The sequence below is a fragment of the Bacillus sp. PK6-16 genome (assembly GCF_056530295.1).
In genome coordinates, this window is record NZ_CP096511.1 from 1,288,744 (window position 1) to 1,301,908 (window position 13,165).

At 36.2% G+C, this 13,165-nt stretch carries 15 protein-coding genes and 1 riboswitch; of the genes, 12 read left to right on the top strand and 3 right to left on the bottom strand.

All coding sequences use genetic code 11. The features are described 5' to 3' along the window. Window positions 1–13: 13 nt before the first annotated feature. Window positions 14–181: riboswitch (M-box (ykoK) riboswitch) on the bottom strand. Between the two features lie 168 nt (window positions 182–349). Then, window positions 350–889, top strand: a complete 540-nt coding sequence (locus tag M1D66_RS06725) for a hypothetical protein (RefSeq protein ID WP_048536132.1) — start codon at window positions 350–352, stop codon at window positions 887–889. Between the two features lie 34 nt (window positions 890–923). Here M1D66_RS06725 and M1D66_RS06730 read toward each other — a convergent pair whose 3' ends face one another. Next, window positions 924–1,175 carry a DUF3932 family protein gene (locus M1D66_RS06730; protein ID WP_000665709.1) on the bottom strand — a complete coding sequence of 84 codons (252 nt, stop codon included), beginning with the start codon at window positions 1,173–1,175 and terminating at the stop codon, window positions 924–926. 189 nt (window positions 1,176–1,364) lie between these two features. Between M1D66_RS06730 and rnz the strand changes: the two genes are divergently transcribed. From rnz to sdaAA, 4 genes are all read left to right on the top strand, one after another. Beyond that, window positions 1,365–2,288: a ribonuclease Z gene (gene rnz / locus M1D66_RS06735; protein ID WP_000397455.1), complete on the top strand. Its 924-nt coding sequence runs from the start codon at window positions 1,365–1,367 to the stop codon at window positions 2,286–2,288. A 686-nt stretch (window positions 2,289–2,974) separates the two neighbouring features. Next, window positions 2,975–3,121, top strand: a complete 147-nt coding sequence (locus M1D66_RS06740) for a hypothetical protein (protein WP_479831922.1) — start codon at window positions 2,975–2,977, stop codon at window positions 3,119–3,121. A gap of 47 nt (window positions 3,122–3,168) precedes the next feature. Then, the gene (gene sdaAB / locus M1D66_RS06745; RefSeq protein WP_000877450.1) at window positions 3,169–3,828 is read left to right on the top strand and encodes an L-serine ammonia-lyase, iron-sulfur-dependent subunit beta; all 660 of its coding nucleotides are present in this window, start codon (window positions 3,169–3,171) and stop codon (window positions 3,826–3,828) included. A gap of 18 nt (window positions 3,829–3,846) precedes the next feature. Next, window positions 3,847–4,725 (top strand): L-serine ammonia-lyase, iron-sulfur-dependent, subunit alpha, encoded by an 879-nt coding sequence (gene sdaAA / locus M1D66_RS06750; protein WP_000489461.1) that lies wholly within the window; start codon window positions 3,847–3,849, stop codon window positions 4,723–4,725. A 46-nt stretch (window positions 4,726–4,771) separates the two neighbouring features. Here sdaAA and proI read toward each other — a convergent pair whose 3' ends face one another. Then, a complete protein-coding gene (gene proI / locus M1D66_RS06755; protein WP_086386156.1) occupies window positions 4,772–5,611 on the bottom strand; it encodes a pyrroline-5-carboxylate reductase ProI in 840 nt (279 codons plus the stop codon). Window positions 5,612–5,776: 165 nt separating this feature from the next. Between proI and M1D66_RS06760 the strand changes: the two genes are divergently transcribed. Together M1D66_RS06760 and M1D66_RS06765 are read left to right on the top strand one after the other, a co-directional pair. Next, window positions 5,777–6,730: an MBL fold metallo-hydrolase gene (locus M1D66_RS06760; RefSeq protein WP_000125119.1), complete on the top strand. Its 954-nt coding sequence runs from the start codon at window positions 5,777–5,779 to the stop codon at window positions 6,728–6,730. Between the two features lie 9 nt (window positions 6,731–6,739). Then, a complete protein-coding gene (locus M1D66_RS06765) occupies window positions 6,740–7,534 on the top strand; it encodes an SDR family NAD(P)-dependent oxidoreductase (protein WP_000147794.1) in 795 nt (264 codons plus the stop codon). A gap of 29 nt (window positions 7,535–7,563) precedes the next feature. On the opposite strand, the gene M1D66_RS06770 is transcribed toward M1D66_RS06765, so the two are convergent. Then, window positions 7,564–7,752: a YqzH family protein gene (locus M1D66_RS06770; RefSeq protein WP_001003222.1), complete on the bottom strand. Its 189-nt coding sequence runs from the start codon at window positions 7,750–7,752 to the stop codon at window positions 7,564–7,566. A gap of 224 nt (window positions 7,753–7,976) precedes the next feature. Between M1D66_RS06770 and argC the strand changes: the two genes are divergently transcribed. Genes argC through argF form a run of 5 tightly spaced genes read left to right on the top strand, consistent with a single transcriptional unit; the run spans window position 7,977 to window position 13,147 of the window. Then, entirely contained in the window at window positions 7,977–9,014 is a 1,038-nt protein-coding gene (gene argC, locus M1D66_RS06775) for an N-acetyl-gamma-glutamyl-phosphate reductase (protein WP_242555071.1), read from the top strand. Window positions 9,015–9,024: 10 nt separating this feature from the next. Beyond that, a complete protein-coding gene (gene argJ, locus M1D66_RS06780) occupies window positions 9,025–10,248 on the top strand; it encodes a bifunctional glutamate N-acetyltransferase/amino-acid acetyltransferase ArgJ (RefSeq protein WP_242555072.1) in 1,224 nt (407 codons plus the stop codon). 11 nt (window positions 10,249–10,259) lie between these two features. After that, window positions 10,260–11,027, top strand: coding sequence for an acetylglutamate kinase (argB, locus tag M1D66_RS06785; protein ID WP_001286797.1), 768 nt, complete (start codon window positions 10,260–10,262; stop codon window positions 11,025–11,027). Then, entirely contained in the window at window positions 11,024–12,184 is a 1,161-nt protein-coding gene (locus M1D66_RS06790) for an acetylornithine transaminase (RefSeq protein ID WP_076876020.1), read from the top strand. The genes argB and M1D66_RS06790 overlap by 4 nt, the downstream gene beginning before the upstream one ends. A 12-nt stretch (window positions 12,185–12,196) precedes the next feature. Continuing rightward, the gene (argF, locus tag M1D66_RS06795; RefSeq protein WP_242555073.1) at window positions 12,197–13,147 is read left to right on the top strand and encodes an ornithine carbamoyltransferase; all 951 of its coding nucleotides are present in this window, start codon (window positions 12,197–12,199) and stop codon (window positions 13,145–13,147) included. Window positions 13,148–13,165: the final 18 nt, after the last annotated feature.

Consider the following 13,165-nt stretch of genomic DNA (forward strand, 5'->3'; position numbering starts at 1 on the left):
TATGACAAAATACATGCACCTCTCCCTCGTTGAGTTTTAGCACTGTATAGCATAGGTACTGAAACCAGCTACATTAAAAAAGGCCTTCATTCCGACCTTTCCTGTTGACCCATTGGCGTCTCTCGACATTTTTGGGCAGCAGCGTTTCTCTATACAGGAGCCTCACCTAACAGAGACCATATTCAATTACATGTTGAATGTTAGCACTGTAAAATTGTAGTGTCAATATCTTTTTTATCTGTGTTTTTAAAATATTAAACGGATTTATAATAGATATGTGGGATGAAATGTATGATATTGATTATAAATAATATGAAAAATAAATATTTTTATAAAAGGGGAATTTGTAATGGGACCACAAAATTTTATTATAAATATTGAGAATCAAAAGTGGTTGTTTAATGAGCAGGAAGATTTATGTTCTCACGGGGAAATTTATTTAAATGTGGATGGAACGATTATTACACAAACAGGTATGGATGAGGAATGGGGAATAAGTGAATCAGCTTTAGCTCTGTTACGAACTTTAGATAAAGAATATATTTGTGATATTGAAAATGAAGAGGGGCTTATTTTGCACGGATGTGGCACTATGCTCATGTTAGGATGCCCAATTTCAATTCATTGGACTATAAACCATATAGGTGAAAATGTGGTTTTAAAGGATTTTGTCAAAGTTATTTCTACTGATCAAAAGGCTATATACTATGAAGGGCTTCATATAGAAGTAAATGAAAATGAATATAGAAAACAAATTGTTTCTTTTGCGCTACAGGCAAAAGAATTATTCAATAAATCAAGTGAAAAGATAATTTTAGATGAGTTTGATCAAAGTATGTATACAGACTTTTGGACGGAATATGATCATTTGTTAAATAAGTATAAATAAAAAAGCACTGTAACCAGTGCTTTTTTATTATAGATTACGAGATTGTAGGGTTTTCAAAAATAACAATCTCTGAACTGTTTGTAGTTGAAACACGTTGGGCGTAATATGTTAAAGCTGAAGAAATATATGCTGGTAACGTATCATTTGTATGTGATGTTGTATATTCATGGATTAATTCCTTTAAAGTTGTCCATTCTAATTGTGCTGGGTGATCAGACACGAAAGAACTTACCCAGCGATCAAATGAAGATGAAAAATCAGTTTGTAAACGAAATACTTCTTTCATAATAAAACGCTCCCTTAAAATGTAGTATAATTATTTTAACACAAAACACGAACGATAGCTAAATTTTTTGAGTATAACGTTCGTGTTATATAGTTGTCTAGATGTTTGGTTATGTAAATTCAATTTGCCATTTGAAATAACATTCCGTAAGATGAGAGATAGAGTATATTTAGAGCTGGAGGAAAGAAAGTGGAATTTGTATTTTTAGGAACTGGTGCAGGTGTTCCTTCAAAAGGAAGGAACGTTTCAGCAATTGCTTTACAATTGTTAGAAGAACGAGGACAAACTTGGTTATTTGATTGTGGTGAGGCCACGCAACATCAAATATTACATACATCTGTACGTCCGCGCCGCATTGAAAAAATATTTATTACGCATTTACATGGCGATCATATTTTTGGATTGCCTGGTTTATTAGGTAGCCGTTCATTTCAAGGAGGAACTACGCCTTTAACGGTGTATGGACCGAAAGGAATTAAACAATTTATTGAAGTGGCATTATCGGTAAGTACGACACATGTGAAATATCCACTTGAAGTTGTGGAGATAACAGAAGAAGGTACCGTATTTGAAGATAATGAATTTTATGTAGAAACGAAAAGATTGTCACACGGTATAGAATGCTTTGGATATCGTATTGTAGAGAAAGATATACAAGGTGCTCTTTTAGTTGATAAGTTGCTTGAGATGGGTGTGAAACCAGGTCCAATCTTTAAACGTTTAAAAGATGGTGAAGTAGTTGAATTAGAGGATGGCACGATATTAAATGGAAATGAGTTTATCGGCCCACCTCAAAAAGGAAGAATTATTACTATCTTAGGTGATACGCGATATTGCGAAGCGAGTAGGGAGCTTGCGCAAGATGCAGATGTACTTGTCCATGAAGCGACTTTCGCAGCAGAAGATGAGCAACAAGCGTATGATTATTTTCATTCTACATCTAAGCAAGCTGCGAGCATTGCACTTCAGGCAAATGCGAAGCGACTAATATTAACTCACATTAGTTCTCGCTATCAAGGAGATACATATAAGGAATTATTGAAAGAGGCTAGAGAGTTGTTTTCTAATACAGAAATAGCGACAGATTTGAAATCATTCCCAGTAGAAAAATAATTATTTTGTAAAAAATGGTAACAGCGGGTTACCATTTTTTTATGTCTAAAAAAATTTAAAAATAAAACTGTTATTATTTTATACTTATACTTGGATGATACAGAAAATTAGGATGGTTTGAATATATAGGATAAAAATACGAAATAATGATTATTTAGAAAAACTGTTATATAAGTCAGATGACATACAAGTGATACAAATAGCAGAAATGGACTTTTATTCAGAACTTTTAAAATTCAACAAAAGTAAGCGTTTTATAAAAAACAAGCTATAATGAGGGCAGATTATAATTTATGATAAGTCGCATGTATTTTAGTCATTATCGTAACAAGTGAAGTTGACTAAATCATGAGAGAGTAACACGAGAATTATAATAGGAAAGATATTACTATTATTTGTCATAAGTCTTTTTCACTTTTTAGCTAAACGATATGATTAGCAAGTGTAGCTATTACGAGTTCCTTAGTAGAAGTTTTTTATTAATAAGGTAGTGGAGATTTAATTGGTACACCACTCTTTAAAAGAGTTCAGAACATCAGCAGGTAGTCTAGGCGGAATAGCGGGTGCAAATTTAGTTGCATTAGCAATGGTTATATCACTTGTTTATGCTATGCTTGCAATGGCTTCTGTGTTAAACTTTGGATTGCTACCAGACTTTATTCTGGATTATCTTGTATCATTTTTAAATGAAAATAATGCTAAGATTCTTATGTATTATGATAACTGGTATTATTTCAGGTTATATTGGATTACTTTTATTCAAAAACTATCCAATTCGTGCAGCAGAACAAATTCGTGGTACAACTGGAAAAGCGACAGATGTAGCAGCTTAATAGAATAGTAGAATAAATTTTTTCATAGAGGTTTAGGGGGAGTTATGATGAAGTATCGCTCAGTATTTGATATTATCGGTCCAGTTATGATTGGACCATCAAGTTCACATACAGCAGGCGCAGCAAGAATGGGGCAAGTTGCTCGCCAGCTGTTTCGTCATGAACCAGAAAGAGTAAGCATTTCGTTATATGGATCATTTGCAAAGACGTATCGAGGGCATGGTACGGATGTAGCACTAATCGGTGGAATATTAGGATTTGAAACAGATGACTTACGTATTCCAGAGGCGCTAGAAATAGCAAAAGAGCGCGGAATTGAAGTGGAATTCATTGAAGAAGATGCCAATGCACCTCACCCAAATACAGCGAGAATTCGTTTGTATAAAGGTGAAGATGAAATTGAAGTTGTTGCTTGCTCAATTGGTGGCGGTAAAATTGAAGTTGTAGAATTAAACGGATTCGATCTTCAATTATCAGGCACGAGCCCAGCACTACTTATTGTAAATAACGATCGCTTCGGTGCTATTGCAGCGGTAGCTTCAATCCTTGCGAAACATGAGATTAACATTAGCACAATGAGTGTTTCTCGTAAAGAAAAAGGAAGAAGAGCGCTTATGGTCATTGAAACAGATGAATTATTAGCAGATGAAGTAATTGAAGAAATAAAAGCGCAACAAAATATTTGTCAAGTAACTATTATGGAATAATTGCAGGGGGGACACACCATGTTTCGGAACGCAGCGGAACTAGTGGCGCAAGCTAAAGAACAAAATGTAAAAATCGCAGAAATTATGATTCAATGTGAAATGGAAACAAGAAGTATTTCACGTGAAGAAGTAATTGCTGGTATGGAAAAGAACTTAGTCGTGATGGAGCAAGCAGTAGAACGTGGTATTCGCGGCGTGAAATCACCAACTGGTTTAACTGGTGGAGATGCTGTAAAAGTTCAAGCGTATATGAAGAGCGGAAAAGGCTTATCTGGAGATACGATTTTGGATGCAGTAAGCAAAGCTGTTGCAACAAATGAAGTAAACGCAGCGATGGGAATTATTTGTGCAACACCAACAGCAGGTTCTGCTGGAACAGTGCCAGGTGTACTATTTGCACTAAGAGAAAAATTGCAGCCTACACGTGAAGAAATGATTGAATTCTTATTTACAGCAGGAGCTTTCGGTATGGTTGTTGCGAATAACGCTTGTATTTCTGGTGCAGCGGGAGGATGCCAAGCTGAAGTTGGTTCAGCAAGTGGAATGGCGGCTGCAGCTGCAGTTGAGATGGCTGGTGGAACACAAGATCAAGCAGCTACAGCGATGGCAATTTCATTAAAGAACATGCTTGGTTTAGTGTGTGATCCTGTTGCAGGACTTGTAGAAGTACCTTGTGTAAAACGTAATGCAGCAGGAGCTGCGAATGCGATGATTTCAGCAGATTTAGCATTAGCTGGTGTAACGAGTACAATTCCATGTGATGAAGTAATTGAGGCAATGTTTAGAATCGGACAAACGATGCCAGTAGCACTTCGTGAAACAGCAGAAGGTGGACTTGCAGCAACGCCGACTGGTCGTCGCCTGCAAGAAGAGATTTTTGGGAAGAACAATAACTAAGTGTAATTATAGAAAAAGGAGCTCAAATAAACTTGAGCTCCTTTTTCTATTTTTTTTTTGTTAGTTGTTCTAATGTTTTTCCAAGATTATGTGATCGTTTCGTTGCCTGTGTAATACAAGAAATAAGTGCTTGTTGAAATTTATGTTCTTGTAATACTTCAATACCTGCTTCGGTAGTTCCACCAGGAGAAGTAATTTCCTTTCTCAAAATAGAAGGGTGTTTGTCACTTGCTTTTAGCATTTCAGCAGCACCAATCATCGTTTGAAGAATAAGTGATTTTGCAACATCTTCTTTTAAACCAATTTTTTTTGCAGCTTCTTCCATAGCTTCCACTACGTAATAAATATAAGCAGGTCCACTTCCGGATAATGCAGTGACAGCATGCATATCTTCTTCCTCTACAACAGAGACGAGACCAATCGTTTCAAATAAAGATGTTGCAGTGCGAATATGCTCCGCTGTTGCATGTTTTGAAGGGGAGATAGCGGTAGCTGATTTTAAAATGGCTGCGGAGGTATTTGGCATTGCACGAATAATTGGAACGTCTTTTTGAAGTAGTTTTCTAATTGAGTCAGTAGAAACACCTGCTAGTAATGAAATAATAAGCACGTTATTATTTATGTATTCTTTAAAAGGGGTAAGCGCCTCTGCAACATCCTTTGGTTTCATTGCTAGAAAAAGAATATTTGCATCAGTAAGTAATTCTTTTTTATTATGAGTACCTTTGACACCGTATTTTTTATGTAGCTCTTGTAATCTTGTCTCGTTAGAACGATTACTTACAGTAATTTGTTCACCTTTAACGACATTTGCATGTAACAAGCCACCAATAATAGCTTCGGCAATAGAGCCTGCACCGAGAAAGGAAATGTTTTGAATAGACATGATGTTCCTCCTTTAATTTTGGTTAGAAATTCTTATAAATGTACATACATTCGTTTTTTTATAGGAAACACCTCTTTTTATCTGAAAATAATGACAAATATATATAGAAGTTGTAAACTGAAGAAGTATTCATTTTTGAACCGGAAAGAGACAGGGGGGCTAAGCATGACGGCGATTCACCGAATGGAGATTCCTGTACCATTTGCAGTGGAAACTGTGAATGTGTTTTTAGTTGAGGGGGAGACATTAACATTAATTGATACAGGGACGAATACAGAAGAGGCAAGGAATGCGTTAGAAAGTCAATTAGGTGCATTAGGACATACGATAGAAGATATTGAAACAGTAGTCATTACGCATCATCATGCAGATCATTGTGGACTTTTAAATATATTTTCTGAGAAGACGAATATTATTGGACATCCTTGGAATGAGCCTTGGATTACACAAAATCCAGAATTTTTAAAGCGGTATCATGAATTTTTTAGAGAGACGGCCTTACAGTTTGGTGTGCCAGCAGCATTTTTGAAAGACGAGTCGTTATTGACGACGAGGACACTTAAATATTCTTGTAATAGATCGTTAACGCATACTGTGAGAGAAGGAGATCGTATTGATTCTTTGCCTGGATTTACAGTACTTGAAACACCAGGTCATGCTTCTACTCATATTTCTTTATATAGAGAATCTGATGGAATATTAATTGGTGGAGATGCTCTCATTAGTCATATTTCTTCGAATCCAATACTAGAACCGCCATATGAAGGGCAAACAGAGCGGGCACGCCCATTACTACAATATAATCAAACATTACAGCGTTTAAGCGAAATGAATATTTCACGCATTTTATCAGGGCATGGGGAAGATGTTCTAAATGTGAAACAACTTATTGAAACGAGATTACAAAAGCAAGAAACACGTGCTTTTAAAGTGCTTGAGTTATTAAAGGAAAAACCAATGACAGCATTTGAAGTATGTGTAAAACTATTTCCGGTATTATATAAAGAACAATTACCACTTACTATTTCAGAAACGGTTGGACAATTGGACTATTTAGCATATAATCAACAAGTGATGATTGATGAGTCATCGCAACAATTGATTTATTATGCAAAGTAGGTGACAGCAATGACAGGACGTTTACAAAATAAAGTAATCGTCATTACAGGTGCTTCTAGTGGGATTGGTGAGCAAGTTGCAATGCAAGTTGCAGCACAGGGAGCGACTCCAGTATTAATGGCTCGAACAGAAGAGAAACTACAAGCGTTAGTAGACAAAATTAAAGAAACTTATAATACGCCTTGCTATTATTATGTATTAGATGTAAGTGAAGAGATGGAAGTACAGTCTGTTTTTTCAAAGGTATTACAAGAAGTGGGACGTATTGATATATTAGTAAACAATGCGGGATTTGGTATTTTTAAAACGTTTGAAGATGCGTCAATGGGTGAAGTAAAAGATATGTTCCAAGTAAATGTATTTGGATTAGTAGCATGTACGAAAGCGGTACTACCTTATATGGTAAACAAGAACGAAGGACATATTATTAATATTGCTTCACTTGCCGGAAAAATTGCAACTCCGAAATCAAGTGCGTATGCAGCAACGAAACATGCTGTATTAGGATTTACGAATAGTTTACGCATGGAATTAGCGAATACAGATATTTATGTTACAGCAATTAATCCGGGTCCGATAGATACAAACTTTTTTGAAATAGCGGATCAATCTGGTACATATGTAAAGAATATGGGACGTTACATGTTAAAACCAACATACGTAGCAGAACAAATCGTAAAGTCGATGCACACGAAAAAACGTGAAGTAAACTTACCGAAGTGGATGGGAATTGGTCCAAAACTTTATGCTTTATTCCCAGGTTTATTTGAACGTGTAGCAGGTAAATCATTAAGTAAAAAATAGGAGATTTCCACATGGAAATCTCCTATTTTTTATTGTTTTCCAGTCACATAATCATAAACAATATCCTCAATCTCCTCGTATAAATCAATTTCAATATTTGAATGAGTCACCGTTTGAATATGTTTCACTAGCATTTCCTGATCTTCTTTTGATATTGGACTGCATTGATATTGCTGAAAACTTTTTATAATCATTTTCTCAATTAATTTTTCGTTCATATTTTTTCCCGCCTGTATGTACGTATGTATTGTTTTATTGTACTTGAAGTGAAATAAAAAAACTACTATGCACTATTTTTGTATAAAAATTCGGTTGAGTATATTATTTTTCTAATAAAATTAAGTTTTTTTAGATTTTAAAATTTATAAATATTTAATTGACTCTATAAATATACAATATTATAATCATACTTAATTTAAAGAATCGATTTGAGGAGGAACTTATGAAAGTCGCAATTATTGGAGCCACTGGATATGGGGGCATTGAATTAATTCGTTTATTAGAACAACATCCATATTTTTCGATAGCATCTCTTCATTCTTTTTCGCAAGTTGGTGAGTGTATAACAAATGTATATCCGCATCTTCGAAATGTTCTCGTTCATACGTTACAAGAAATTGATGTGAAGACAATAGGGAAAGAAGCAGAAATCGTATTTCTAGCAACACCAGCAGGAGTATCGGCGGAGTTAACTCCCAAGTTAGTAGCAGAAGGTTTAAAAGTAATTGACCTATCTGGAGACTTTCGTATGATAAATCCTTCGTCATATGAACTGTGGTATAAAAGGCCAGCAGCGAAAGAAGAAATTCTTAGAAAAGCAGTGTATGGGTTAAGTGAATGGAAAAGGACTGAGATTCAAAAGGCAAATTTAATTGCAAACCCAGGATGTTTTGCTACAGCCACATTGCTAGCGATAGCGCCGTTAATACGTAGTAGCATGATTGAAGAAGATTCGATTATTATTGATGCGAAATCAGGGGTATCAGGAGCAGGAAAAACACCAACAACAATGACTCATTTTCCTGAGCTATACGATAACTTACATATCTATAAAGTAAACCAGCATCAGCACGTTCCGGAGATTGAGCAAATGCTTACAGAATGGAATAGTGAATCACAGCCAATTACATTTAGCACACATTTAATACCGATATCACGAGGAATTATGATTACACTTTATGCAAAAGTAAAACAAAAGATGGAAATAAAGCAACTTCAAAAATTGTATGAAGAAACGTATGAACAATCGCCTTTCATCCGAATTTGTACGCAAGGGAAATTTCCAAGTCCAAAAGAAGTGAGAGGCTCAAATTATTGTGATATTGGCATAGCTTACGATGAAAGAACTGAAAGAGTTACGGTCGTTTCTGTTATAGACAATATGATGAAAGGCGCGGCTGGGCAAGCGATTCAAAATGCAAACATAATAGCGGGACTAGAAGAGACAACAGGTTTACAACATATGCCGCTTTATCTATAAGGGGGACATGATGATTAAAGTAGCGTCTATTACAAAATTAGAAAATGGTTCAATTGTAACGCCGAAAGGCTTTTCGGCAATTGGTACTGTAAATGGTCTGAAAAAGGAGAAAAAGGATTTAGGGGCAATCGTTTGTGACGTACCAGCATCATGTGCCGCTGTGTATACAACGAATCAAATACAAGCAGCCCCTTTGCAAGTAACGAAGGATAGTATAACGGCAGAAGGGAAGTTACAAGCAATTATCGTTAATAGTGGAAATGCAAATGCTTGTACTGGAATGCAAGGATTACAAGACGCATACGAGATGCGCGTGTTAGGGGCGGAACATTTTGGAGTGAAAGAAAATTACGTTGCAGTAGCTTCAACAGGTGTAATTGGTGTTCCACTGCCGATGGATATAATCCGAAAGGGGGTTGCAACTCTTATACCGACGAAGGAAGAAAGTGAAGCATATTCTTTTTCTGAAGCAATTTTAACGACGGATCTTATCACGAAAGAAACTTGCTATGAAATGATTATTGATGGGAAGAAAGTGGTGATTGCGGGTGTTGCAAAAGGTTCAGGGATGATTCATCCGAATATGGCAACGATGCTTAGTTTTATTACGACAGATGCTCATATAGAGCATAACGTATTGCAAACAGCGTTATCACAAATAACGAATCATACATTTAATCAAATTACGGTGGATGGAGATACTTCTACGAATGATATGGTCATCGTTATGGCAAGTGGATTATCAGAAACAAGGCCGATAAATATGGAACATACAGATTGGGAAACTTTCGTAGGTGCTTTACAGAAGGTATGTGAAGATTTAGCGAAAAAAATTGCGCAAGATGGTGAAGGCGCTACGAAGTTAATAGAAGTAAATGTGCTAGGAGCTCAAACGAATGAAGAGGCAAAAAAAATTGCAAAGCAAATAGTCGGTTCGAGTCTTGTGAAAACAGCAATACATGGTGAAGACCCAAACTGGGGGCGAATTATTAGCAGTATTGGACAAAGTGAAGTAGCTATTAATCCGAACACAATTGACATTACTCTTCAATCTATATCGGTATTAAAAAATAGTGAGCCTCAAACATTTTCTGAAGAAAAAATGAAAGAGAGGTTACAAGAAGATGAAATAGTCATTAATGTGTACTTACACTTAGGTGAAGAGACAGGATCAGCTTGGGGCTGTGACTTAAGCTATGAATATGTGAAAATAAATGCTTGTTATCGTACATAAGGAGAGAGAAGATGAGCGATTATATTGTAGTGAAATGCGGCGGTAGTATGTTGAATCAATTAAATGATGTGTTTTTTGAATGTATAAAGAAATTGCAACAGAAGTATAAAGTAGTGATTGTTCATGGTGGTGGACCAGAAATTGATGCCAAATTAAAAGATTGTAACATCAACGTAGAAAAAAGAGATGGATTACGGATAACACCAAAAGAAGTTATGGATGTTGTTCAAATGGTGCTATGCGGAAGTACGAATAAAAAACTCGTAATGAATTTACAAAAGCATAATTTACTTGCGGTAGGTTGTTCAGGGTGTGACGGCAATTTACTTCAAATTCAACCTGTCAGCGAAGAGATAGGATATGTAGGGGAAGTAAGTTATGTAGAAACAGCTTTATTAAAAGGATTAATAAATATGGAGTATATTCCTGTTATTGCTCCAATCGGGGTAAATGGTAATGAAATTTATAACATAAATGCGGACAATGCTGCGGCTGGGATTGCGGCCGCGTTAGGGGCAAAAGAGCTTGTTTTTATTACGGATGTAGATGGAATATTACATGAAGGGAATTTGGTAAAGGAAACGGATGAATCTGAAATTGCAACTTTTATAGAAACAGGTGTTATTACAGGTGGGATGATTCCGAAAGTACAGGCGGCACTAGCATCATTAAAAATGGGAGTGCAAAAGATAAGTATTGTGAATGGTACAAAAGATTTTACTGAGGTTACGGGAGAGTGTATTGGAACGACGGTAACGAAAGGCGTGAGTATTGCATGACGAGTCATCTTTTTCAAACGTATGGCAGAAGAACTATTGAGTTTGTAAAGGGAACTGGAACGAAAGTTATTGATAATAACGGTAAGGAATATTTAGATTTCACATCAGGAATTGGCGTATGTAATTTAGGACATTGTCACCCTACTGTTCTCAAAGGTGTACAAGAGCAACTTGATGATATATGGCATATATCTAACATGTTTACAAACAGCTTACAAGAAGAAGTTGCGTCATTATTAACAGAAAATAGAGCATTAGATTATGTGTTTTTCTGTAATAGTGGGGCAGAGGCAAATGAAGCGGCTTTAAAGTTAGCACGTAAGCATACTGGAAAATCTCTCGTCGTAACATGCCAGCAGTCTTTTCACGGTAGAACATTTGGAACGATGAGTGCAACAGGCCAAGATAAGGTAAAAGAAGGATTTGGTCCATTACTTCCATCTTTTTTACATATCCCTTTTAACGATATTAAAGCATTAGAGGAAGTAATGAATGAAGAAGTTGCGGCGGTAATGGTAGAAGTAGTTCAAGGAGAGGGAGGAGTAATACCTGCTGATCTATCTTTTTTGAAAGAGATTGAAACATTATGTAATAAGTTCGGTTCCTTATTTATTATAGACGAAGTACAAACGGGGATAGGAAGAACTGGAACACTATTCGCTTATGAACAAGTGGGAATAGAGCCTGATATCGTTACCGTTGCAAAGGCACTTGGGAATGGGATTCCTGTCGGAGCGATGATTGGCGGGAAAGAGCTCGGAACGTCGTTTACTGCAGGATCACACGGTTCAACTTTTGGCGGGAATTACATCGCGATGGCTGCAGCGAAAGAAGTATTGCAAGTGAGTAAAAAACCATCGTTTTTAAAAGAAGTACAAGAAAAAGGCGAGTACGTATTAGAGAAGTTGCAAGAGGAATTACAGCATGTCGAATGTATTCAAAATATACGTGGTAAAGGGCTTATGATTGGGATTGAGTGTAAGCATGAAGTTGCAAGTTTTATAGAACAACTAGAAAACGAAGGACTTCTCGTATTACAAGCAGGCCCTAATGTTATAAGACTATTACCGCCACTCATTGTCACGAATGAAGAGTTAGAACAGGCAGTATATATAATAAAAAAAGTAGTTTGTACAAAAAACGTATCAATCATATAAGGGGGAAGTTTCATGTCAACTGTACAAGTACCGAAATTAAATACGAAAGATCTTTTAACACTAGAAGAATTAACGAAAGAAGAAATTATTTCTTTAATTGAGTTCGCTATATATTTAAAAAAGAATAAGCAAGAGCCTTTATTACAAGGCAAAATATTAGGGCTTATTTTTGATAAGCATTCAACTCGTACTCGTGTATCTTTTGAAGCGGGAATGGTACAACTCGGGGGACATGGTATGTTTTTAAGTGGAAAAGAGATGCAAATGGGAAGAGGAGAAACTGTTTCAGATACTGCGAAAGTATTATCGCAGTATATTGACGGGATTATGATACGTACATTCTCGCACGCGGATGTAGAAGAGCTTGCAAAAGAATCGAGTATTCCTGTTATTAACGGTTTAACGGATGATCATCATCCTTGTCAAGCATTGGCAGACCTCATGACAATATATGAAGAAATAAATACATTTAAAGGAATAAAATTGGCTTACGTAGGTGACGGAAATAATGTATGTCATTCATTGTTGCTAGCGAGTGCAAAAGTCGGAATGCATATGACTGTTGCAACGCCTGTAGGATATGAACCGAATGAAGAGATTGTAAAAAAAGCGTTAGCGATTGCCAAGGAAACAGGAGCTGAGATTGAAGTTTTGCATAATCCTGAATTAGCGGTGAATGAAGCAGATTTCATTTATACTGACGTTTGGATGAGCATGGGGCAAGAGGGCGAAGAAGAGAAATATTCTTTATTTCAACCTTACCAAATCAATAACGAACTTGTTAAGCATGCGAAGCAAACATATCGTTTCTTACACTGTTTACCTGCCCATCGTGAAGAAGAAGTAACAGGAGAAATTATAGATGGACCGCAGTCTATCGTCTTTGAGCAAGCTGGTAATCGATTGCATGCTCAAAAAGCGTTATTAGTGAGTTTATTTAAAAATGTAGAAGAGCCTTCCTAAAAGGGAGGTTTTTTTATA